The sequence below is a fragment of the Empedobacter sp. GD03861 genome (assembly GCF_029840885.1).
Classification (GTDB): Bacteria; Bacteroidota; Bacteroidia; order Flavobacteriales; family Weeksellaceae; genus Empedobacter; species Empedobacter falsenii_B.
The window spans coordinates 94,122-119,296 of sequence record NZ_JAOCDJ010000002.1; the positions used below are offsets into that span (position 1 = coordinate 94,122).

The window sequence follows — 25,175 nt, forward strand, 5'->3', positions numbered from 1 at the left end:
AATTTATTATTTTAGCAATAATTATTAAAAAAACATCTACCTAAATAGAATTGTATGGAAAATCAACATTTATATCAACAAAACCAATTGGTTGCCGAGGCAACAAGCGTAGAAAGGGCAAATTTTTATAAACATACTTACGGTCACGTTGCCGGAGGGGTGTTAGTCTTTGTACTCATAGAATCTTTGATGTTAAAATCAGAAGCATTAGTGAGCTTCATGTTAAGTTTAACTTCTGGATATCTTTGGCTTATTTTATTAGCAGGTTTCATGGGAATTACATGGATTGCACAAAAAATGGCCTACGGATCGATTTCAAAATCTAAACAATATTTAGGCTACTTTTTATACATAGTTGCAGAAGCTTTAATTTTTGTACCAATGCTTTACATCGCATTGTATTATGGCGGAACTTATGTGATAAAACAAGCAGCTGTAGTAACAGGCGGATTATTTGTAGGATTGTCAGCTATTGTATTTTTAACAAAAGCAGATTTCTCTATTTTACGAGGAGCATTAACTATAGGATTTTTCTTAGCAATTGGATTGATTATTGCAGGGATGTTATTCGGGTTCGATCTAGGATTATGGTTCTCAGTTGGAATGTGCGCCTTAGCTGGTGGAGCAATTTTGTACAACACTCACCAATTAAAATATGAGTTCGGAACACAACAGTATGTTGCAGCGGCATTGTCGTTATTTGCTTCATTAATGTTATTGTTTTGGTATATTTTGAGAATTTTTATGAGTAGAGATTAATCATGAAGAAACAATAAATTTGTATATTGAACCGTAGCATTTTTGTTGCGGTTTTTTTATTTAAGATACTATGACAGATAAAGAAAAAGAAGACGATAGAATACAATCTCCGTTTCGACCAAAAGATTGGAATGAGATTAGAATAAATGATTCTTGGGCGTTGTTCAAGATTATGGCAGAGTTTGTAAATGGTTACGAAGTAATGTCTAAAATAGGACCTTGCGTGTCTATTTTTGGTTCGGCACGTACTTCTCCAGATCATCCATATTATGCATTAGCAGAGGAAATTGCGTATCGATTAACGCAAATAGGTTTTGGTGTAATTACTGGTGGAGGTCCGGCAATTATGGAAGCTGCAAACAAAGGAGCGCAAAAGGGTGGAGGAACTTCTGTTGGATTGGGAATTACATTGCCTTTCGAAACAGAATTGAACAAATATATCGACCGTGAATATGAAATTAATTTCGATTATTTCTTTGCACGAAAAGTAATGTTTGTGAAATATTCACAAGGATTTATCGGAATGCCAGGAGGTTTTGGGACGTTAGATGAATTGTTTGAGTCGATGACATTGGTACAAACGAAGAAAACAGGACGTTTCCCAATTGTGTTAGTTGGAACTGAGTATTGGTCAGGTTTAATTGATTGGATCAAAGAAACGGTTTTGAGAGAAGGTTATATTTCTGAGAAAGATTTGGATCTTTTCCGTTTGGTTGATACAGCGGAAGAAGCAGTTGCTCACATCGAGAATTTCTACGAAAAATATAATATTAAGCTTAATTTTTAAGCAACGAAAAACCTCATCAAATGATGAGGTTTTTTTATATTTTTATGATTGAATTTATTTTAAATCAACTACTTCAAAAACCATATCTTGGTAATCATCAGCTTCATAAAAAATACCAATTTTATTTTTTGATATATTCGTTAAAACGGAATAAGCCGAAGAATTTGGTTCTATAGTTTTGAAAAAATTCCATGTTTTCGCTTGATCTTTACTTACTTTCAATCCCAGGTTTTGACGATCTTTTGAATCATGCAAATTACTAAACACAATATCTCTTCCTAAAACTAATGTCGATGCATTACAAGTAGGATCAATTAATTGTTCTTCCATTTTAGAAACCCACGTTTTTCCTTGATCTTTTGAGATAAATATTTTACGGAAACCAGCATTTTGAATGCGCGCATTTAACATCCAATCTTTGTTCGGAAGTTGTACAATATTTGTTTCGTCAGCTTTTTCTGCAACACTCGAAATTCGTTCCCACGTTTTTCCATGATCTTTACTTCCGAATACGTAAACACCGTCTTTCAATCGAACCAATGTATTCAAAATCCAACCTTCTTTTGTGTATGCGCCACGACCAGAAGTAATGAATTTAAAATCTTTTTTCCATTCCGTTGGCGTAATTTGGTCTGTAATATCAACAGGTTTTGACCACGTTTCTCCATTATCAGCACTTTTTACAAAATGTAATCGAAATTCATTTTTCGCAATTTTATGATTCATGTAATTGTAAAAAAGATAAATTTCTTTTGTCTTTTCATCCAAAACCATCGATACATCAGAAGCAGATTCTTGATCTGGAAAATCGACAACTCGCTTGATTGTTGACCATGTTTTTCCTTTGTCATCACTTGTCCTAATCACAATATTGATATCAGGATTGTAAAGCAAATCGTCACAATTTGGAACACGCTCGTCGATTGCCGCAATCAATGTTCCTTTTGCTGATGTAATGATACTCGGAATGCGATAACATTTGACATCCGATTGATTTTTGCTTGTAAATAAAACTTGTTTGTTGGTTTGGGCAAATCCTAGCGTATAAGCGAAGGAAAAAATGGTAAGTAGAATTTTCTTTTTTGTCATGGTGTGTAAATTAACCGACAAGTTATTGATTTTTCAACGATTTGAGAAAATGAAAAAGCCATTAAAATTTGTTTTAATGGCTTTTTTGAAAAATTAATTTTTAATCAGCTTCGCAGACGATTTTCGATTTTTAGCTTCAATGTCAAGAATGTAAATACCTTTTGGTAATTCTTTGATGTTAAATTGATGTATCGCTGAAAATTTTCCTGAAAACTCTTTGATCAGTTTTCCTGTTAAATCATAGATTTTTACTTTTTCTGAATTAATATTTAATGAAAAAGAGGAAGAAACTGGATTTGGAGTTACAGAGATTTTTTCTGAATTAACCTCAATATTATCTGTTGATAAATTTGCTTTTGCATTCCCGAAAATTCTAAATTCACCTGGATTTAGATTAACTGTAAATGATGAATTTGTATTGGTGACATTCAGCGTTGTTTCGTCCATCAAATTGTACCAATTTCCTGTAAATGGAAAAAGTGGCGCAATTGCTTGAGTGCTTGTTGTGAAGTTTGCAATAACAATTACCTCATATAAATCAGACGACGATAATAAATTATTTGTAATCTGAATACGCGGTTTTAAATCTCCAGATGTAATTGTATAATTATCAGTTTCGAAAACTTTGTTGTTTAATTTAAGACCAATAATTTTTGCCCAAACATCATAAACAGATTTTCTATCAGTATTTGTTAAATAACCAATTTCGCTTGGAATTGGTTTTGGATTGGTACGGCATCCGTCATTATTTGTTCCATCTTCGCAATGATTTATCGAGTAATCATATCCTAATTCTCCGAATTGCCACAACATTTTAGGACCAGGAATTGTAAATAAAACTGCACCAAGAGCTTTTTGTCTTTCCAAAGAAGTTTTTAAATCTTTTATATTATAAGTTCCTGATGATGCACCATATTGTAAATTCTTGTACATCATTCTTTCTTCATCATGACTTTCTGCATAGGCAACCAAATGTTTTTTCGTAAAACCTTTTACAGTATGCTTCAACCAATCAAAGTTACTATCCGAAGCATATCCCATTGTATTTTGATTAAAATTATTAGTCGCTTTACCCCAAAGCATAATTCCTTTTCCTTCATCATTACGATAATTTGCCCATTCTGTTTCTTCTTGTGCAGAACCATTGTGCCCTAAATGCTCGAAAATGATATAAGAATTAGGATCAATATTCCATTGTTTATCAGCGTATTTCTTAAGAATTGCTACACGATCTGCTTGATAATCATTGGTACAAAATTCATCATTAGCAGAACAGTTTTGCGTAAAACCTTTCGTTAAATCCCATCGAATTCCGTCCACTTTATATTCATTAATCCAATGACTAATTGTTCTTTCTACATAATATTGCGTCGGCTCTAATTGATGATTAAGATCGTAACCAACATTGTAGCTGTGTTTTGCTTCTTGATTTGCGTATGGATTATTTGCGGTTGGCTCACCAAATCCATCACCATCAGGATCATTCATCCACATTCTTACCAAAGGTGAACGACCATAAACATGATTTAAGGCAATGTCCAGAATTACCGCAATTCCATTTTGATGACACAGATCAACAAATTCTTTCATTTTATTTGCAGTACCATAAGCTTTGTCTAAAGCTAAATGATAGGCTGTATTGTAACCCCAAGAAATATTTCCTTCGAACTCAGAAACTGGCATCAATTCGATGGCGTTAACGTTTAGATTCTTGAAATAATCAAAATCATCAATCAAAGATTGCCATGTTTTTTCTGTATTAAAATCTCTAATCAATAATTCGTAGATAACTAAATTTTCTTTATTTGGACGCTCAAAATTTTGTGTTTGCCAATTATATTTTTCTGGATTTGTTTGGATTACCGAAACCTCAAATTCTTGATCTTGCGGATAAGTAGGAAGGTTTGGATAAGTTGTGATGTAAGGATCATCATAAGGCGATAAAACTAGAGTAGAGTAAGGATCGGCAGTTTTTACTCCATCGCTTGTTCTGTACTGAAAAGTGTAAGTTTCATTAGGATTTAGATTATCGATTTCTAACCAATACAAATCAGGATTTGATGTATCGCGTTTCATGACATAATCATTTGATAACTGCCAATTATTAAACGATCCAATGACATGTATAAATTCTTTCTGTGGCGCAAATAAAACTAATTGCGCTTTAGTTAAATCATTAGAATAATTAATTCCTTGTTTCAATCCCGTTGGAATGGTTTCTGAAGCAACAGTTGGAGAAATAAAAACCTGAAAACTTTTCGAGATTTTTTCTCCAGTCGTAGGATTAGTTGCAGTTAAAACAAATGATTGATTTTCTGTAATGGTATAATTTTTATCAAATGAATTACTATCATTTACTTGATCAAAAGCATTTCCGTTACGCTCTAATGTCCAATTCACATGAATTGTACTTGTTGCTTGAATATTAAAACTAGAACCGCTATTCACATTGGTTGTGCTGTTTTCTAGCGGATGAATTAGATTAACTTGCAATGCACCAACATTGATAAAAATATCCGATGAAGTTTGTTGATTACCTTCTGCGTTTCTTACCACAAAAGCCATTTTAGTTATAGTTTTGTTTGGCTCTACATTGTAAAAACTTGTGATAGAAGGTGTGATTTCTAATTTATAAACATTACCAGATTGATGAATAAATTGAGGTTGAGAAGAATTATCTCCCCAAGAACCAATCACATTTTGCCAATCTTGTCCATCAATAGTTACACCCGTATGAGCATAAAGATTTCCTTGGTAATTTTCTAGTGGAGTTCCTGTTTTGTCAAAATACAAAGTGACCGATTTGTCTGCTTCTGGTGGACTAGGATCTGAAGTGATTTGCGCATCTATCTTTAAGAAAGAAAGGCAAATCAACATGAAAGTTAAATAAAATGTTTTCATATTATTGCGATTTTTGAATTATTAGATTAGATAAAAAAAGCTGTTAAAACACACAAGTATGTTTGTAACAGCTCTATTTTTAAATGAGGAATTTCTTTATTGTTTTACAAAAGAATAAGTTTCTTTACTGAAATTTGCTGTTACAATGTAAGTCCCAGCTTCAGTAACTTTGATGTTATCACCACCTGATTTTAAAACTCCTGGAGTTCCAGAATCACCATAGTTTACATCCCAAGATTTATTTTGTCTGAATTTGAATTCACCAACTTTTAATTCTATAGTAGCTGTCCAAGAATCTATTGTGCCATCGTAATTTAGAGCAGTGTCAGCATCCCAACCAAGCGGTGTTGCATCACCAATAACTCCCCAAGTGAAAGCTTCTATTTTGAAAGTTGAATCACTTTGATTAAAAGTTACTTTATATCTTCCGATATTTGGAATTTTAATATTATTTCCACCAGCGTCTAAACTTCCAGATACTGTTCCGTCAGATGCAGTTGTTGGATTGTTACTTCCGAAATTTACATCCCAAGATCCATTTTGTCTGAATTTAATTTCTGCGTTAGCTTCTTCAACATTAATATAAGCAACTAAAACATTAGTTTCTTCACTTTTCCAGAAAGGAATATCTTGATTATCTGCCCAATTCGTAATAGAACCTACAACACCCCAATTCGTAGATAAATCTGTAGGATATGCTGTGATTGTGATTGTTTTTACAGCAGAAACTAATGGTTCTGCTTGTTGTGTACCTAATTCTGATTTTACACGATAAATATAATCTTGTTCCACATTTGGTTCAACACCAAGATCAATTACTTTGTTATTAAGGTCCTTAAATGATATTTGAAACTCTGTTGTTGTAGAATTACCTATTAGAACTGTTGCATTAGCAAAGTTACTATCGTCTTTTGTTGTAAATTCTAAAGAATATTTTGGGACAACATCAAGTCCATATTCTGCTTTGTTCCAAGAGAAAGTAATAATTGAATCTTGATGCTCCTCTGTTAAAATAAATTGCGCATTATCGTTTGGTGTTACCAATTCTGGCGCTTGATAATCTGATGGATTTACAGTTAGTAAATCATCATCTTCTGAACAGCTTGTAATGGCAATACTACCAATTAAAGCAATTGAGATATATTTTAAAAAATTTTTCATTAGTAACCAGGATTTTGAGTTAAATTCGGATTAATTGCAATGATATTGATAGGAATTGGGAAAAGTTTTCTAATGTCAGAAACAGAAGTCCCATTAGCTACCCCACCTTTAAATGGCCAGTTGTAACCTGTTGTAAATTTATTGAAACGGATTAAATCTGTTCTTCTTGTTCCTTCCCAATACAATTCGCGCGCACGTTCATCTAAAATAAAATCTAGGTTTAATTGTGCGTTTGTGATGTTACCTGAAGTGTTACCATAAGCTCTTGTACGCAATGCGTTAATGTAATTAAGAGCTGTAGCACGATCGCCTCCACCACCGCGAAGAACTGCTTCTGCATAATTTAGGTAAATTTCTGCAAGTCTTATTACAGGAACATCGGTATCTACAAATTCACCTGTTGAGTCATTACCGTTATTACCATTAGATTTTTTATTTTTAAATTTTGTTACGGCATAACCATCACTAAATCTACTAACTTCTGAAATATCATATGTTTGACCATCTGTATAAAACATAGCACGTTTATCTGTCCAAGCTATAGGATTACCATTAGAATCATTTTGTGATGACTGAAATTTCTCAACCAAAGCGCTTGTAGTACGAGGACCTCCCCAACCACCATTTACACCATAATCTGCTGGTTGCATAGAACCACCGATAGCAGCTTTTACCAAATAAGTAGAACCACCATAAGTTCTAGAATTATTTCCATCAAAATTTAATACAAAAATACCTTCGTTTTGAGCACCATTAGTATCGTTATCTGCTAAAAATAATTCGTCATACGCAGTTCCATTTTCATTGGCATCCGTGGTGTTTAACGAGTATCCTGATTCGATTGCTAAGTTAGAATAGGTGATAGATTCTGAATATTTAGCTACGTCTATCCAAGACTCTGCATTTAGATACAAACGAGAAAGTAATGCGTAAGCTGCAACTTTATCTACACGTCCGTATTCATTACTTCTAGGATTTGCAAGCGTATTTTGTATGTCAATAAGTTCTGATTCTACAAAATTAAAAATCTCTTGACGATTACTTTGTGTAGGTAAAGTGTTGTTAATTTCAGTTACTAAAGGAACATTAGCAAAAAGATCCATTAGATTATAATATGCATAGGCACGAATAAATCGAGCTTCTGCAATGAATTGACTTACCTCTTCATTATTTTCTGCTAGTGGAGTAGCATTGGTGATGAATGAGTTTGAAAAAGATACAGTTTGAGCTAAACGGTAATACATCCCTTCTATGAAACTGTTATTAGATCCCCAACTTAGCGCATGCATGTTTGGTAAACCAGCATCACCCCAGCCAACTAAAGACTCATCTGTTGTAATAACATTTAATGTAAATAAAGATCTTGTAAATTGTGAAGCACCTTCGTCTACACCAGAAATATCAGGATCATCAGAAGGTCCTTTTTGACCTGTAAGTGCTAATGTTGCATAAACTTTTGCTAAAGCAAATTTAGCTTGTGTGGCATCAGAAAATACATCATTTTCTGTGATGATGTCTGGATCGTTTGGCATTAAATCTAAATCATCGTGACAAGATGTTATAGAGAAAGCTAATGCCGCTGCAATTATATATTTTGATATTTTTATTTTTTTCATGACTTTTTGATTAGAATTTAACATTTAAACCGAATACAAATGTTCTAGGTCTTGGATAGAAATTATTATCAATACCGCCAAACATTTCAGGATCTAACCCATCATAATTTGTAAATACAGCTACGTTTTGTACCGCACCGTATAAACGTACATCTAATCCTTTTATCGCTTGATTTAGATTATATCCGACAGTTATATTATCTATACGGAAGAATGATGCGTCTTGTACGTAATAATCACTCATTAAGTTTGAATCTGTAATTTCTACGAATCCTGCATTGTAAAAATCAGTATGAACATTAGATAAATAATTTTGTCCATTACCAGTCGCTTTTCTACTATAACCTTTTGCAGAAGCAACATTGTTATAAGCATAGTTACCTAAGTTTGCTCGAGCGCTAGCAGATAAATCTAGATTTTTGTAACGGAAAAACAAATTGAATCCCATGGTAACATCTGCGTATGGGTTTTTATGTATGTAACGATCTTTGTCGTTGATGATACCGTCACCATTCAAATCTTCGTAAGCACCTTCGATAGGTTTACCGTTAACATCGTAAATTTGTTTGTAAACATAGAAACTGTATGGAGCATAACCTTCTCTATGGATTTGTATATTATTACCTGTACCACCGTCAATTCCACCAACATAATTATCATTAGAAAGATTGGTAATTTTGTTGTCGTTAAAAGCAATATTATAACCTAGTGTGAAATCTATATCATTTGATTTTACAAGATCAGCATTGATGTTAAACTCAATACCTTTGTTCTCCATATCTCCAATGTTTTTGTTCATCATATTACCGAAATTGGTAAAAGGATCGATGTAAACATTAGCAATTAAATCTTTTGTTTTCTTTTGATAAAGATCTACAGAACCATAAACTTTATTTTTGAATAAAGAATAATCAATACCTAAATTAATTGTTTCTGCAATTTCCCATTTTAAATCTTTACTTACAGTAGATGGTCTATAGGTTTGATAAAAAGTACTACCAAACTGGTAATATGCTGTAGATTGTGAAACATTGTAACGTGTCATGTATAAAAAGCTTCCTAATCCATTTACATTACCAACTTGTCCAAAACCAGCGCGTAATTTCAAGTCATTTACTGTAGAAGATCCTTTTAGGAAATCTTCATTAGAAATGTTCCAAGCAAGTGCAACTGAAGGGAAATAACCCCATTGATTGTCTTTGATGAATTTAGAAGAAGCATCTGCACGTAAAGTACCCGTTAAAATGTAACGGTTATCGTAGTTGTAATTAAAACGTCCGAAATATGATAATAAAGTGAAATGATCTCTATCTATGAATTCATAATCTAATCCTTGCTCAAATAATTCACTGTCGTATGTATGAGAATATGTATTGAAGTATTGATATCCATAACCTGCAACAACATTCAAATTATGTAAACCGAAGTCTTTATTGAAAGTTAAATAAGCATCAAATAATTTGTTATAGTTTTGATTATCATATCTGTAATAAGAACCATCCCATGTTAAAGATGAGCTTGGCATGTTCTGAGAAACAACATTTCTTCCGTTTGCATTAGAGATATCATAACCAACATTTACTGTAGCAGTTACAGAAGGTAAGAAATGCAACTTATAATCAACTTTTGCATTACCTACAAAACGTCTAACTTCTGATGTATCGTCTTGCTCATTTAATAATGCGACAGGATTTGTAGGAGCTAAATTATGTTTAACATTACCATCCATCCAAGTGTGATAACCACCAAAAAATGGTGCGCCAGAATAAATAGGTTGTGTAGGGTCATATTCTAAAGCAGCGCCAATAGCACCTCTATTAGCGAATTTATTTTCGATATAAGAACCTCTAGCATTTAACTCAATCTTTAAATGATCATCAAAAAATGATGGATTTAAAGACATAGAAGCAGTAGTTCTATTTATGTTATCACCACTTAAAATTCCATCCTGATTTGTATTTGATAAAGAGAAACGTGAAGGCATTTTACCACCAATATTTCCCATAGCACTTAAATTGTGATCAAAACCAACTGCATTTTTATAAATTTCTTTTTGCCAATTAGTGTTTGCATTACCCAATCTAGCTATTTCTGTTGGAGAACCAACTTGATTAACTAATGTTCTGAATTGATCCGCATTCATCATATCTACATAGTTAGATGGAGTATAGACAGAAGTTGTAGCGTTGTAATTATAAGTAAATTTTTGTCCTTTACCTTTTTTTGTTGTTACTAAAACAACTCCATTTGCAGCACGAGAACCATAGATAGCTGTTGCTGAAGCATCTTTCAGAATCGTCATCGATTCGATGTCATTTGGATTTAAGAAATCTAAAGGATTTCGAGAACCTCCAATTACACCATCTGCTAATGGAACACCATCTACAACATACAATGGTTGAGAGTTTAATGATAACGAACTATTACCACGAATGATAATATTTTGTCCATCACCAGGAGCACCACCAGCAGATGTTACCACAACTCCAGCGATTTTTCCAGTCATTAATTCTTGCGCAGAAGTGATTGATCCTTTATTGAAATCTTCTGAATTTAATTGATTTACAGAACCTGTAACATCTTCTTTTTTCGCTGTTCCATATCCAATTACAACAACTTCTTTTAAGTTTTCTGTTGTTTTAGACATACGAAGTTGTAATTGCGTTTGTCCCGCAAAAGTTATTTCTTGATCGTCATAACCAAAAAAACTGATAACAATTATATCACCATCGTTCGCTTCTAATGTAAAATTTCCTTTTTCATCAGAAACTGTCGATTCTCCTGTTGTAATGTTCGAAACATCTGCACCAGCTAAAACCGTGTTATTAGCGCTATCTTGTACTGTTCCTTTTATCGCAGTTTGTGCAGATAAAATAGCAGGGCTTGATAAAACTAATGCTAGAAGAGATTGTTTTAAAATCCTCATATATTTTTCGTTTTGTTTCGTTAATTATTAATTTATATTTTTACTTCTCATTACCAAATATAAGTTGTTTAATTGATTGATTGTGTATGTAATACACTAACTAGTTAAACGAAAACGTTTTCGTGTTAATAAATAATTAAATTAATTGTTATAGCATGTTAATTTTTAATAAAAAAGACGGAAATTAGTAGAATAAGATTGATGGTTAAAGTAGAAAGAAGATTATGAAAAAGAATTTGACATTAAAACAGATTGCAAAAGAGTTAGATGTTTCGATATCAACGGTTTCTAAGGCGTTGAAAAATAGCGAAGAGATTAGTGCTGCAACGAAACAAAAGATTCAGGCATTTGCAAAATTATACAACTACAAACCGAATAATATAGCATTAAGTCTAAAGAATCGTAAAACGAAAACCATTGCCGTGATTATTCCCGAAATCGTTCACGATTTTTTTGCGATGGTAATTAGTGGAATCGAAAATTTAGCCAATCAATATGGTTATAATGTCTTAATATGTTTGTCAAATGAATCGTACGAACGTGAAGTGATTAATATGGAGATGCTTGCAGCGGGTAGTATAGACGGATTTGTGATTTCTCTTTCGAAAGAAACTCAAGCCAAAAAAGATTATCATCATATCAAAGAAATCATCAACCAAGGAATGCCAGTTGTGATGTTCGACCGTGTAACGCGTGAGGTTTATACTGATAAAGTGATTATTGATGATGTACTTGCGACACAAGAAGCAATTCAGTATTTTATAAGTAAAGAACGCAAGAAAATCGGTTTTATCACAACGCCAGATTATATAAGTGTTGGACGCTTAAGAACCGAAGGATATAAAAGAACATTAGAAGCGAATGGAATTGCAGTTGACGAAAACTTGATTTTGCGTGTAGAAGACGAGAGTCAGTTGGACACTATGATTGATGAGTTTTTCGAAAAAAATAAATTTGACGCAGTAATGGCAGTAAATGAATTATATGCCGTAAAAGTGTTGAGAGCAGCACTGAAAAAAGGAATCAAAGTGCCAGAAGAATTACATTTAATAGCTTTTACAGATGGTGTAATTTCCAAGAACTCAATTCCAAGCATTTCTACAGTCAAACAAAATGCATTCAAAATGGGTGAGATTGCAGCGCGTTTATTGATTCAAAAATTAGAGTCAGAAAACGAGCATGAGCATTACATTACCGAAGTTGTCGGAACAGAATTATTACACAGAGAAACTACAACGATTTAGTAAGTTTTTTTTGGTTAAATAATTGTTACAGTTGCAATAATCCCAAAAAAAAGTTTTAACATTGTAAACAAATCAAAACATATTTTTACTTCTCAAATTACAAAAATATAGTTTTGATAAGCATAAAACGCTTATCGTAAAATACATAAAAAAATTACGATAATGAGAAAGCGTAGATTAGGATTTCTTGAAATCTGGAATTTAAGTTTCGGATATCTAGGAGTTCAAATGGGTTTCGCCTTGCAAAACGCAAATGCGAGCCGTATTCTAAGTTCATTTGGTGCCGATGTGCACGAATTGTCTTGGTTTTGGATTGTTGCACCGCTAATGGGATTGATTGTTCAACCTATTATTGGTCATTATTCAGATAATACTTGGTCTAAATTTGGACGAAGAAAACCATACTTTTTAGTAGGAGCTTTATTGGCTTCTTTCGGATTAATCTTAATGCCACAAGCAGGTGCATTTACGGCATTGATGCCTGCATTATGGATGGGTGCTGGATTCTTGATGATAATGGATGCTTCATTCAATATCGCGATGGAACCGATGCGTGCATTTGTAGCAGATATGTTGCCTTCGGATCAACGTACATTAGGATATTCAATTCAAACTGTAATTATTGGTTTAGGAGCTGTTGTCGGTTCGTGGTTGCCTTATATTTTGAGCAACTGGTTTGGTGTTTCAAGTATTGCAGCGGAAGGAGAAGTTCCGTTTCACTTAATTTTATCATTCATTATTGGAGCAATTGCAATTATTGTAACCGTTTTAATTACCATTTTTACAACAAAAGAATATTCGCCAGAAGAATTAGACGCTTTCGAAAAAGCAGAAGGTAGAGAACCAATTGTTGAAGAAAAAGCAAGCTTAACACAGATTTTTACCGATTTTGGGAATATGCCAAAAACGATGAAACAATTAGGTTTGGTACAGTTCTTTACGTGGTTTGCATTATTCGGTATGTGGGTATTTGCTACGCCTGCAATCGCTCATCATGTGTACGGTTTGTCTTTGAGTGATACACATTCAGAAACGTACCAAAAAGCAGGGGATTGGGTTGGAATTATCTTCGGAGTTTACAACGGAATTTCTGCAATATTCGCCTTCTTTTTACCAGCAATAGCCTTAAAATTTGGTCGAAAAACAACACATGCTATTTCATTAATTTGTGGAGGATTAGGATTAATTTCAATCTATTTTATTCACGATCCAAAATTATTAATCCTTTCCATGATCGGAGTAGGAATCGCTTGGGCAAGTATCTTATCGATGCCTTATGCAATTTTAGCGGGAGCAATTCCAGCGAAAAAAATGGGTGTTTACATGGGAATTTTCAATTTCTTCATTTGTATGCCTCAAATCGTCAACGCATTGTTAGGCGGTCCAATTGTAAAATATTTATATCACGATAATCCAATTTTCGCCATTGTTACCAGCGGTGTTGCGCTAATTATTGCAGCACTTTTTGTAACGCGCGTAAAAGATGTGGATGAACCAATCAAAGCATAATCATTTTGAAAACTAAAGCATTTATTTTTGATTTAGATGGTGTCATCGTCGACACTGCAAAGTACCATTATTTAGCATGGAAAAAATTAGCGAATAATCTAAATATCGATTTTACGCACGAACACAACGAACTGTTGAAAGGTGTTTCTCGTGTGCGATCATTAGAAATTATTCTTGGATTGGGAAATGTTAAAGCTTCTGATGAGCAGAAAAACGAATGGTTAATTCAGAAGAACAAAGAATATTTAGAATACATTGATAAGATGGACGATTCTGAAATTTTACCAGGCGTTATGGACGTTTTAAACTTTCTAAAAGAAAACAATCAACCAATTATTTTGGGTTCGGCTTCTAAAAATGCGCGTCCAATTTTAGAGAAAGTTAATATTCTAAATTATTTCGATGATATCGTGGATGGAAACGATGTTTCTAACGCAAAACCAGATCCAGAAGTTTTTATCGTTGGAGCAAAAAAAGCGAATCAAACAAACGAAAATTCAATTGTATTTGAAGATTCTGTTGCAGGAATTGAAGCAGCAAATGTAGCAGGAATGACAAGCATCGGAATTGGAGAAGCTTCGGTTTTGAATGAAGCGAAATACAACTTTAAAAATTTTACTGAAATCTCAGAGGATTTCTTGGTCGAATTAATCAATCAATAATTATACAAACTACATACAACAAACAAAATGAATCAAGATTATATCATCCCGAATGCGTGGTCAATTATCGAAGAAGGGTTTGAAAAAGATCGTGTAAAATCGTCTGAAAGTTTATTTTCTATCGGAAATGGAGCAATGGGACAACGTGCCAATTTTGAAGAATTTTATTCAGGTGATACATTTCAAGGAAGCTATATTGCCGGCGTTTATTATCCTGACAAGACAAAAGTGGGATGGTGGAAAAACGGTTATCCAGAATATTTTGCAAAAGTATTAAATGCGCCAGTTTGGATTGGAATTGACATCGAAATTAACGGTGAAAAATTTGATTTAAACACTTGTAAAGAAGTTAAAAATTTCCGTCGCGAATTGAATATGAAAGAAGGTTTATTGGATCGTTCATTTATTGCGATTTTACCTTCAGGATTAGAAATTGAGGTTTTTGTTCGACGTTTTCTTTCTGCTGATTTAGATGAATTAGGAGCAATTAAATATGACATCAAACCAATCAATGATGATGCGAAAATTGTCTTCAAACCTTATGTTGATGCAGCTGTAAAGAACGAAGATGCGAACTGGGAAGAGATTTTTTGGGAACCAATTTTTTCTGAAATTAAAGGTGAACAAGGTTTTGTACAAGCGCGTACGTTCAAAACTCATTTTGAAGTCGTAACATTTATGCAGAATAAAATCTTGGTAAATGGAAGTTATCAACAAAATACACCAACAAGTGATGTTAAAACTGAAACAAAAGTAGAATTTACATATGAAGTTGAGGTAAAAGCGAATGATACCGCGACAATTGAGAAATTTGGAGGTTATGTAGTTTCGACAAATCATCCTAAAAATGAATTAATTAACGCTGCCGAAAATGTATTATCTCAAGCAAATGAACAAGGTTATGAACAATTGTTAATAAACCAAAAAGAAGCTTGGGCAAAGATTTGGGAAATGGCTGATATCACTATAGAAGGTGATACGAAAGCGCAACAAGGTATTCGTTTTAATATTTTTCAATTAAATCAAACGTATTCTGGAAAAGATGAGCGTTTGAATATCGGTCCAAAAGGCTTTACGGGAGAGAAATATGGAGGTTCTACATATTGGGATACAGAAGCATATTGTTTGCCATTTTACATGGTAACAAAAAATCAAGAAGTTGCGCGAAACTTATTAATGTATCGTTTTAATCAATTGGATAAAGCGATTGAAAATGGAGAAAAATTAGGCTTCAACAAAGGTGCAGCTTTGTACCCGATGGTTACGATGAATGGTGAAGAATGTCACAACGAATGGGAAATTACATTCGAGGAAATTCACCGTAATGGAGCTATTGCATTTGCGATTTACAACTATGTTCGTTTTACGGGAGATCAAACGTATATTCCAGAAGCTGGTTTAGAGGTTTTATTAGGAATTGCACGTTTTTGGAAACAGCGTGTGAATTGGTCAAACGACAAAAAACAATATGTGATGTTAGGAGTTACGGGACCTAACGAATATGAAAATAATGTCAACAACAATTTCCATTCAAATTATTGTGCACAATGGTGTATGAATTATTTGTTGGAACAAGTTGAAAACGTCAAAACAAATTATCCAGAGGATTTCGCTCGAATCGCTGCAAAGAGAAGTATTACTGATGCTGAATTAGCAGAAATGAAAGAAGTTGCAGAGAATATTTATTTTCCATTCAGTGAAGAATTAGGAATTTATTTACAGCAAGATGGTTTCTTGGATAAAGATTTAACACCTGTTTCTGAATTACCAAAAGAAGAACGTCCGATTAATCAAAAATGGTCTTGGGATAGAATTTTACGTTCAGCTTATATCAAACAAGCAGACGTTTTACAATCGTTCTATTATTTCGAAGATCAATTTTCGAAAGATCAATTAGAAAAACATTTTGATTTTTACGAACCATTAACGGTTCACGAATCATCATTATCGCCTTGTGTTCATTCCATCCAAGCAGCAACGTTAGGAAGAATGGAGCAAGCATATACATTTTATTTGAGAACTTCTCGTTTAGATTTAGATGATTATAACAAAGAAGTTCACGAAGGATTACACATCACATCTATGGCTGGAACTTGGATGTCGATTGTAGAAGGATTTGGTGGAATGCGTGTGAAAAACGATCAATTGTATTTTGAGCCGCGTTTACCAGAACAATGGGAAGGTTTTTCGTTCAAAGTCAATTTCCGTCATCAAATCCTAAAAGTTATTGTAAATAAAGGAGAAACAATTTTTGAACTGGAAGGAACAGAACCGTTAGAGGTTTATGTTTTCGACCAGAAAGTAGTTGTTCAGCCTTCGATTTAATAAAGGGAATCTAATACCTTGAAGGCTTCGGTTTTCAGGGTATTTTTATTTAGAATAGATGTTTTAAGTTCTAAGTTTATTCTGAAAACGTATTTTAAAAAAGTCATCCTGAATTCATTTCAGGATCGCATGAAGCAGAGAATGAGAAGCTGAAACAAGTTCAGCTGGACAGAGAATTTAAAAAGATTCTTTGATAAACTCAGAATGACAAGTTCATTAACGACAATAAAGTAAATGTCATTCCGCAGAATGGAGGAATCTAAAAAACAAAACACATGAAAAAAATACTATTATTATCATCTTTCCTATCAACATTTGCTTTTGCACAGATTCAAAAAGTAGAGCCAATGTTTTGGTGGAAAGGAATGAAAAATCCAGAAGTTCAAATTCTGGTTTATGGAAAAGATATTAGTAAATACAATATTGAATTATCGGATAATGTAAAAATTCAAAATTTACAGAAAACTGAAAATCCAAATTATGTTTTTGTAACGATTAATACGAATGAAGTAAACAAATCATCATTCAAAATTAACATCAAAAACAAAAATAAAATCGTTGATTCGTATACATACGAGTTAAAAGATCGTCAACCAAATTCAGCGAATCGTTCATCGTTTTCATCAAAAGATGTGGTGTATTTAATTATGCCGGATCGTTTCGCCAATGGAGATGAAAGCAATGATTCGAAAAAAGAATTGCGTGAGAAAGTTAATCGTCAATTGCCAGGTGGTCGTCACGGAGGAGATTTACGAGGAATTATCAACAACTTAGATTATATCCAAAATTTAGGAGCCACTGCAGTTTGGTTAACTCCAGTAAACGAAGACAATGAAAAAGAATATTCGTATCACGGGTATGCTCAAACCGATTTATATAAAATTGATGGTCGTTACGGGACAAACGAAGAATACCGTGAATTGTCTCAGAAATTGAATCAACGTGGAATGTATTTGATTCAAGATTATGTCACGAATCACTGGGGAATCTCACATTGGATGATTCAGGATTTACCTTCAAAAGATTGGATCCATACATTTCCAGAAGGAGAAAATGGATTCCGTCGTTCGAATTATAGAACAACAACCCAATTTGATCCTAATGCTTCAGAGATTGATAAAATAGGCGCATTAAATGGTTGGTTCGATACGACGATGCCAGACATCAATCAAGCAAATCCATTAGTATTAAAGTACATCACTCAAAATGCCATTTGGTGGATAGAATATGCCGAATTAGGAGGTTTACGTGTAGATACATATCCTTACAATAACAAAGAAGGAATGGCAACTTGGGTAAAAGCAATTACAGATGAATATCCCAATCTAAATGTAGTAGGAGAGGCGTGGATGCATTCGCCAGCTCATGTATCGTATTGGCAAAAAGATTCGAAAATCGGTGAAATGGCGGGGTACAATTCGAATTTACCAGCGGTGATGGATTTTTCGTTGTATGCAAATATGACGAAAGCTTTTCAGGAAGAAGAATCGTGGGATAAAGGTTTGGTGAAAATCTACGAATCATTCACGAATGATTTCTTATATCCAGACATCAATAATTTATTGGTCTTTTTTGAAAATCACGATACCGAACGTTGGAACGAAATCTACAAAGGAGATATTAAGCCGTATCAACTAGCAACGACTTTAATCGGAACGGTTCGTGGAATTCCACAAATTTATTACGGCACTGAAATCGGTATGGCTGGAGATAAAAATACTGGTGGAGATGCAGCAATTCGTCAAGATTTTCTTGGTGGTTGGAAGTCTGATACACAAAATGCATTTAATCCAAATTCACGAACAGCAACGCAAAAAGCATTCTATGATTTTACAGCGAAAGTATTCAATTGGCGTAAAAATAAAGAGGTGATTCATTCCGGTAAAACCAAACATTATGCACCAATCAATGATGTCTATGTGTATTTCCGATACAATGACAACGAATCGGTAATGGTGATTTTAAATAATAAATTAGATAAGCAAACCCTCCAATTGGATCGTTTTGAAGAATCGATCAAAGGATATCATACTGGAAAAGATATTTTATCGAATCAAGATTTCACAATTCATCCAAACGGTGAAATCACAATTGATGGTAAATCTTCGATGATTATTGAACTTAAAAAGTAGTAGGTTTTAAGTTCTACGTTCTAAGTTTATTCTGAAAATGTATTTAAAAATGGCATTAAATCTATGATGTTAATAAAATTTAATAAGTGAAGAGTAAAAATGATTTAATGAGCGATAGCGAATTTTTAAATCATTCTCGAAACGGTTTAAATTTTTAGTCAAATAGATTTACCGCCTTGACTTTTTTGATTCGTTTTTGTGTCAAGACAAAAATGAATGAAATATAAAAGTCATCCTGAATTCATTTCAGGATCACATAAAGTAGAGAATGAGAAGCTGAAACAAGTTCAGCTTGACAAGAAATTTATTGCTTTACGCATTAGGCGTAAAGCATAAAACAGACAATAAAACAAAAACAAGAAATATGAAAAACTTTAAGTTTATACTGGGGTTAGGAATCGCGATGATGAATATGGTTTATGGACAAGAATTGAAATCTCCAAACGGAAATTTTGTAATGGATTTTTCGTTGTCTAAAGATGGAAAACCTACTTATCAGTTAAAATACAAAGGAAAAGATGTGGTTAAACCAAGTCATTTAGGATTTGAGTTTAAAACGAAGCATAAAGAAATGGATTTTGCAGTGCAAGATCGAGTAGAAGATGAGCGTGCAAAAGACATTGCAAACTTCTTATCAGGTTTCAAAATTATTGATACTAAAACATCAACTTTTGATGAAACTTGGAAACCGGTTTGGGGAGAAGTAGACAAAATCAGAAATAATTTCAACGAATTAGCGGTGACGGTTTCTCAACCAAATACAGATAGACAAATGATTATTCGTTTTCGTTTGTTTAATGAAGGATTAGGTTTCCGTTACGAATTCCCAGAACAAAAGAATTTGAAATATTTTGTGATCAAAGAAGAGCATTCACAATTCGCAATGGCAGGAGATCATACTGCTTTTTGGATTCCTGGTGATTACGATACGCAAGAATACGATTACACAGAATCTAAATTATCAGAAATTAGAGGATTATTTGATAAAGCTTATATTGGAAATGCATCTCAACAAGCTTTCTCAAAAACAGGAGTACAAACATCTTTGATGATGAAAGCAACAAATGGACTTTACATCAATTTACACGAAGCAGCGTTGATTAATTATCCTGCAATGAGTTTGAATTTAGATGATAAAACATTAACGTTTGAATCTTGGTTGACTCCTGATGCTTTGGGTGATAAAGGTTATTTACAAGCGCCTTTCAATACGCCTTGGCGTACTATTATTGCGAGTGATGATGCACGAGAAGTTGCTTTCAAAGGGCCGCAATTGGTTTATAATTTGAATGAACCTTCAAAAATTAAAGATACTTCTTGGATCAAACCTGTAAAATACGTTGGTGTTTGGTGGGAAATGATTACAGGAAAAAGCTCTTGGGCATATACAGATGATTTTCCGACAGTACAATTAGGTGTAACCGATTATAAAAATGCGAAGCCAAACGGAAAACATGGAGCAAATAACGAACATGTAAAAGAATACATCGATTTTGCTGCAGAAAACGGATTTGATGCTGTTTTAGTTGAAGGTTGGAACGAAGGTTGGGAAGATTGGTTCGGTAATCACAAAGATTATGTGTTCGATTTTGTAACACCTTATCCAGATTTTGATGTGAAAATGTTAAATGCTTATGCAAAATCTAAAGGTGTAAAAATTATGATGCACCACGAAACTTCGGGTTCTATTCGTAATTACGAAAGACATTTGGATAAAGCCTATAAATTCATGAACGATAATGGTTATACATCTGTAAAAAGTGGATATGTTGGTGATATCGTTCCTCGTGGAGATTATCATTACAGCCAAAATACAATTAATCATTATCAATATGCAATCGAAAAAGCGGCTGATTATAAAATAATGGTCAACGCACACGAAGCGGTTCGTCCTACTGGAGTTGCGCGTACATGGCCAAATTTAATCGGAAACGAATCTGCACGTGGAACAGAATACCAAGCTTTCGGTGGTTCTAAACCAAATCACGTAACGGTTTTACCTTTCACACGTCTATTAGGTGGACCAATGGATTACACGCCTGGTATTTTCGAAATGGATGTGAAAAAATTAAATCCAAACAATCATTCTCACGTTAATTCTACGATTGCAAATCAGTTGGCTTTATACGTGACAATGTATTCTCCTTTACAAATGGCTGCTGATATTATCGAGCATTACAAACAATTTTCTGATGCATTTCAATTCATCAAAGATGTGCCTGTAGATTGGCAAGATTCTAATTATTTGGAAGCTGAACCAGGAAGATATTTAACAATTGCGCGTAAAGATAAAAATTCGAACAATTGGTTTGTTGGAAATGTAAATGGTGAAACGCCTCGTTCAACAAAAATTAAATTAGATTTCTTAGATAAAGGAAAAAAATACGAAGCGAAAATTTATGCAGATGCAAAAGATGCGCATTACAAAACAAATCCACAAGCCTATAAAATTGAAACAAAAAAGGTTGATTCAAAATCTGTTTTAGATTTAACATCTCAAGCTGGTGGAGGTTTTGCAATTAGTATCAAAGAGATTAAATAAATTTTAGATTTAAAAAGTTTTAAGTTCTAATTTCATGTCACTTCGAGTAAATTTTCGAAATGATAATGAAGAAAATTTGTATCGAGAAGTAAGATGTGAAAATTTGCCTAATTTCTCGATACGATTCTTATCAGAATCACTCGAAATGACGAATAAAAGTCATCCTGAACTCGTTTTCAGGATTAATGAAGTGGAGGATGAGAAGCTGAAACAAGTTCAGCTTGACAAGAGATTAAAAGATTCTTCGATAAACTCAGAATGACAATTTCATTAAAGTAAATATCATTCCGACGTAAGGAGGAATCTGAGAAAGTTTTAAGTAATATGTTCTACGTTATAAGTTGGGTGAAAATACTTAAAACGTAGAACTTAAAGCGTACAACACAATTATGAAAAAAATACTTTTCACGTTAGGAATAGCTTCATTGTTTTTAAGCTCTTGTTCAAAAACAACAACACAAGCTACGCAGACAAATCATTCAGAAAAACAACTATTTGTTTGGAATGGTGCAAATATTTATTTTTTATTGACCGATCGTTTCGAGAATGGAGATAAAAAGAATGATGTTAATTACGGGAGAACTGCTAAAACATCTAAATTAAGAGGTTTTGAAGGAGGAGATTTTCGTGGGGTAATCAATAAAATCGAAGATAATTATTTTTCAGATTTAGGAGTTAATGCGATTTGGATGACACCGATTGTGGAGCAAATTCATGGATATGTTGATGAAGGACAAGGAAAAACATATGGATTTCACGGTTATTGGACAAAAGATTGGACGTCGATTGATAAAAACTGGGGAACTGAAAAAGAGTTACAGGAATTAGTAGACAAAGCACATGCGAAAGGCATTCGTATTATGTTGGACGCGGTGATTAATCACACAGGTCCAGTTACAAATTCGGATGGTGTGTTTCCTGCTGATTGGGTTCGTGTTTCGCCACAATGTACCTATGAATCTTACAAAACGACGATTGAATGTACGTTGGTAAAAAATCTTCCAGACATTTTAACGGAATCAGAAAATGATGTGATGTTGCCCCCGCAATTGTTAGCAAAATGGTCGCAAGAAGGTCGTTTAGACAAAGAAGTTGCTGAATTGAATGCTTTTTTCGCGAAATATAATCTTCCAAAAGCACCGAAATATTACATTATGAAATGGCTTTCAGATTATATTAGAAAGTATGGAATTGATGGTTATCGTGTCGATACGGTGAAACATACGGAAGAAAATGTTTGGAAGAAATTCGAGGAAATTTGTCAAGATGCTTTCGCAGAATATAAAACGAATAATCCTACAAAAGTATTGGATCAGAATAAATTTTTCTTGTTAGGAGAAGTTTATGGATATTCGATTAATGATGGTCAACAATATAATTTTCCTGATAAAACGGTTAATTATTTCGAGAATGGATTTGATGCGTTAATCAATTTCAATTTGCGTTCAACTCAGAAAGAATCTAATCAAACTGTTTTTGATCGATACAATGATATTCTTCAAAACAAAATGAAAGGAAAATCTGTGATGAGCTATATTACCTCGCACGATGATGGTTCGCCTTTTGATAAAGATCGTCAAAATCCTTGGGACGCTGGAACTCGATTGTTGTTGGCGCCAGGAATTTCGCAAATTTATTATGGAGACGAAACGGCTCGTCCTTTAGAGATTGAAGGTGTTGATGGAGATGCAAATCTTCGTTCGAATATGAACTGGGAAGATATTAAACCAAATTCAGAAACGGAATCATTATTGAATCATTACCAAAAATTAGGACAATTTAGACGAGATCATCCAGCGGTTGGAGCAGGAAATCAAACAGATTTGCAAAATTCTCCGTATATTTTTACAAGAAAATATAAAACAGACGAAGTGGTGATTGGATTGGAAATGCCAATTGGTAAAAAAACAATTAATGTAAGTTCTATCTGGAAAGATGGTACCAAAGTTCGCGATGCTTATTCAGGTTTTTCTGGAAAAGTTGTGAACGGAAATTTAGAATTGAATACGACTTCTGATATTGTATTATTGGAAAAAGTGAATTAATTTTTTGAGAAGTAATAGAAGAAAAATGATAAAAAAAATAGTTGGTTTAACCTTGATAACAACTTTGTTTTTGACAAGTTGTGAAAGCAAAAAGGAAACAAAGTCAGAAGACGTTAAAAAAGAAAGGAAAGAACAAAGTATTTTGCCTTTTACGGCTGATATGGCGGAAACTTCTGTGATTTATGAAGTGAATGTTCGTCAATTTTCGCCAGAAGGAACTTTTGCTGCGGTAACAAATGAGATTTCGAATATCAAAAAATTAGGTGTTAAAATCCTTTGGATTATGCCTATTTATCCAATTGGAGAAGAAAATCGAAAAGAAGGTTTAGGTTCGTATTATTCGATCAAAGATTATAGAGGAATCAATCCAGAATTTGGAAATGCCGAAGATTTTAAGAAATTAGTTGATGAAGCGCACAAAAACGGAATCTATGTGATTTTGGATTGGGTTGCGAATCACACGGCTTGGGATCATCCTTGGGTAAAACAACATCCCGATTGGTACGAACAAGATAAGAACGGAAAAATGCATTCTCCTTACGATTGGTCGGATGTTGTGGCATTAAATTTCGATAACAAAGAAATGCGCAAACAGATGATTGCCGATATGAAATATTGGTTAGATGATTTCAAAATTGATGGTTTCCGTTGTGATATGGCGCATGAAGTTCCGACAGATTTTTGGAACGAAGCAAAACCACAATTGACAAATGGTCGTGAAATTTTTATGTTAGGTGAAACAGAGAAGCCAGATTTGTTAGCAAATAATGCATTCGACGCCGCTTACGGTTGGGAAATTCATCATATCATGAATGATATTGCAAAAGGTAAGAAAAACGTTTCTGCGATTGATGCGTACATGGATTCGATTCCGAAAAAATGGCAAGCCGATGATTATAAATTATTGTTCACATCAAATCATGACGAAAATTCTTGGGCTGGTACTGAATATGAAAGAATGGGTGATGCAGTGGAAACATTTGCTGCATTAACATATACTTTACCAGGAATTCCGTTGATTTATAATGGACAAGAAGAAGATTTTAATCGTCGTTTAAAATTCTTTGTTAAAGATTCTATTGATCGTAATCCAACTTCAAAAATGCGTGGCGTTTACGAAAAGTTAGGAGAACTTAAAATCACAAATGAAGCATTTAATGGAGCGAAAAAAGCGGCTTCTTACGAACGTTTGAAAACATCTGATGATAAATCTATCTTAGCGTTTAAGCGTCAAAAAAATACGACAGAAGCTTATTTTATTGCGAATTTTACGAAAGCAAATAAAGAAATTACAGTTCCAATCAATGGGGTGTATAAAAACTTTATGAACAACGAAGATGTCACATTTGATGCAACAACAAAACTGAAATTAAAACCTTGGGAGTACCTGATTTTAGTTCAGAAGAAAAAATAATTTCTTAAAAGCTGGTTAAATTTTTAACCAGTTTTTTTTATGGTATAATGCTTGTTGATAAAC

At 33.5% G+C, this 25,175-nt stretch carries 15 protein-coding genes; 10 read left to right on the forward strand and 5 right to left on the reverse strand.

Features of this window, described 5'->3' with window-relative positions:
* The first annotated feature begins 54 nt into the window (after positions 1 to 54).
* On the forward strand, positions 55 to 759 hold the full coding sequence (locus N5D03_RS01660; protein ID WP_280035353.1) for a Bax inhibitor-1 family protein: 705 nt from the start codon (positions 55 to 57) through the stop codon (positions 757 to 759).
* 70 nt (positions 760 to 829) lie between these two features.
* On the forward strand, positions 830 to 1,546 hold the full coding sequence (locus tag N5D03_RS01665; RefSeq protein ID WP_280050756.1) for a TIGR00730 family Rossman fold protein: 717 nt from the start codon (positions 830 to 832) through the stop codon (positions 1,544 to 1,546).
* Positions 1,547 to 1,600: 54 nt separating this feature from the next.
* Here N5D03_RS01665 and N5D03_RS01670 read toward each other — a convergent pair whose 3' ends face one another.
* The 5 genes from N5D03_RS01670 to N5D03_RS01690 form a co-directional block, all read right to left on the reverse strand.
* Complete coding sequence (locus N5D03_RS01670; RefSeq protein WP_280050757.1) at positions 1,601 to 2,656, reverse strand: sialidase family protein; 1,056 nt, start codon at positions 2,654 to 2,656, stop codon at positions 1,601 to 1,603.
* 72 nt (positions 2,657 to 2,728) lie between these two features.
* Positions 2,729 to 5,536, reverse strand: coding sequence for an alpha-amylase family glycosyl hydrolase (locus tag N5D03_RS01675; protein ID WP_280050758.1), 2,808 nt, complete (start codon positions 5,534 to 5,536; stop codon positions 2,729 to 2,731).
* Between the two features lie 96 nt (positions 5,537 to 5,632).
* On the reverse strand, positions 5,633 to 6,697 hold the full coding sequence (locus N5D03_RS01680) for a SusE domain-containing protein (protein ID WP_280050759.1): 1,065 nt from the start codon (positions 6,695 to 6,697) through the stop codon (positions 5,633 to 5,635).
* Positions 6,697 to 8,313, reverse strand: coding sequence for a RagB/SusD family nutrient uptake outer membrane protein (locus N5D03_RS01685; protein ID WP_280050760.1), 1,617 nt, complete (start codon positions 8,311 to 8,313; stop codon positions 6,697 to 6,699). The genes N5D03_RS01680 and N5D03_RS01685 overlap by 1 nt, the downstream gene beginning before the upstream one ends.
* 10 nt (positions 8,314 to 8,323) lie before the next feature.
* Positions 8,324 to 11,239 (reverse strand): TonB-dependent receptor, encoded by a 2,916-nt coding sequence (locus N5D03_RS01690; protein ID WP_280049886.1) that lies wholly within the window; start codon positions 11,237 to 11,239, stop codon positions 8,324 to 8,326.
* Positions 11,240 to 11,463: 224 nt separating this feature from the next.
* Between N5D03_RS01690 and N5D03_RS01695 the strand changes: the two genes are divergently transcribed.
* From N5D03_RS01695 to N5D03_RS01730, 8 genes are all read left to right on the forward strand, one after another.
* Positions 11,464 to 12,483, forward strand: coding sequence for a LacI family DNA-binding transcriptional regulator (locus N5D03_RS01695; RefSeq protein ID WP_125349451.1), 1,020 nt, complete (start codon positions 11,464 to 11,466; stop codon positions 12,481 to 12,483).
* A gap of 162 nt (positions 12,484 to 12,645) precedes the next feature.
* Positions 12,646 to 13,992 carry an MFS transporter gene (locus N5D03_RS01700; protein WP_038331042.1) on the forward strand — a complete coding sequence of 449 codons (1,347 nt, stop codon included), beginning with the start codon at positions 12,646 to 12,648 and terminating at the stop codon, positions 13,990 to 13,992.
* Between the two features lie 5 nt (positions 13,993 to 13,997).
* Positions 13,998 to 14,654 (forward strand): beta-phosphoglucomutase, encoded by a 657-nt coding sequence (gene pgmB, locus N5D03_RS01705; protein ID WP_280050761.1) that lies wholly within the window; start codon positions 13,998 to 14,000, stop codon positions 14,652 to 14,654.
* A 27-nt stretch (positions 14,655 to 14,681) separates the two neighbouring features.
* Entirely contained in the window at positions 14,682 to 16,979 is a 2,298-nt protein-coding gene (locus N5D03_RS01710) for a glycoside hydrolase family 65 protein (protein ID WP_114998830.1), read from the forward strand.
* A 275-nt stretch (positions 16,980 to 17,254) separates the two neighbouring features.
* A complete protein-coding gene (locus tag N5D03_RS01715) occupies positions 17,255 to 19,111 on the forward strand; it encodes a glycoside hydrolase family 13 protein (protein WP_280050762.1) in 1,857 nt (618 codons plus the stop codon).
* A gap of 364 nt (positions 19,112 to 19,475) precedes the next feature.
* Complete coding sequence (locus tag N5D03_RS01720) at positions 19,476 to 21,653, forward strand: glycoside hydrolase family 97 protein (RefSeq protein ID WP_280050763.1); 2,178 nt, start codon at positions 19,476 to 19,478, stop codon at positions 21,651 to 21,653.
* A 389-nt stretch (positions 21,654 to 22,042) separates the two neighbouring features.
* Entirely contained in the window at positions 22,043 to 23,698 is a 1,656-nt protein-coding gene (locus N5D03_RS01725) for an alpha-amylase family glycosyl hydrolase (RefSeq protein ID WP_280050764.1), read from the forward strand.
* A gap of 25 nt (positions 23,699 to 23,723) precedes the next feature.
* Positions 23,724 to 25,112, forward strand: coding sequence for an alpha-amylase family glycosyl hydrolase (locus N5D03_RS01730; protein WP_280050765.1), 1,389 nt, complete (start codon positions 23,724 to 23,726; stop codon positions 25,110 to 25,112).
* The last annotated feature ends 63 nt before the right edge of the window (positions 25,113 to 25,175 follow it).

Bases quoted from the DNA above. Each gene is read 5' to 3' on its own strand.
- N5D03_RS01675 (WP_280050758.1), bottom strand. From the start codon at position 5,536: ATGAAAACATTTTATTTAACTTTCATGTTGATTTGCCTTTCTTTCTTA.
- N5D03_RS01710 (WP_114998830.1), top strand. From the start codon at position 14,682: ATGAATCAAGATTATATCATCCCGAATGCGTGGTCAATTATCGAAGAA.
- N5D03_RS01665 (WP_280050756.1), top strand. From the start codon at position 830: ATGACAGATAAAGAAAAAGAAGACGATAGAATACAATCTCCGTTTCGA.
- N5D03_RS01685 (WP_280050760.1), bottom strand. From the start codon at position 8,313: ATGAAAAAAATAAAAATATCAAAATATATAATTGCAGCGGCATTAGCT.
- N5D03_RS01660 (WP_280035353.1), top strand. From the start codon at position 55: ATGGAAAATCAACATTTATATCAACAAAACCAATTGGTTGCCGAGGCA.
- N5D03_RS01725 (WP_280050764.1), top strand. From the start codon at position 22,043: ATGAAAAAAATACTTTTCACGTTAGGAATAGCTTCATTGTTTTTAAGC.
- N5D03_RS01715 (WP_280050762.1), top strand. From the start codon at position 17,255: ATGAAAAAAATACTATTATTATCATCTTTCCTATCAACATTTGCTTTT.
- N5D03_RS01695 (WP_125349451.1), top strand. From the start codon at position 11,464: ATGAAAAAGAATTTGACATTAAAACAGATTGCAAAAGAGTTAGATGTT.
- N5D03_RS01690 (WP_280049886.1), bottom strand. From the start codon at position 11,239: ATGAGGATTTTAAAACAATCTCTTCTAGCATTAGTTTTATCAAGCCCT.
- N5D03_RS01720 (WP_280050763.1), top strand. From the start codon at position 19,476: ATGAAAAACTTTAAGTTTATACTGGGGTTAGGAATCGCGATGATGAAT.
- N5D03_RS01700 (WP_038331042.1), top strand. From the start codon at position 12,646: ATGAGAAAGCGTAGATTAGGATTTCTTGAAATCTGGAATTTAAGTTTC.
- N5D03_RS01730 (WP_280050765.1), top strand. From the start codon at position 23,724: ATGATAAAAAAAATAGTTGGTTTAACCTTGATAACAACTTTGTTTTTG.
- N5D03_RS01680 (WP_280050759.1), bottom strand. From the start codon at position 6,697: ATGAAAAATTTTTTAAAATATATCTCAATTGCTTTAATTGGTAGTATT.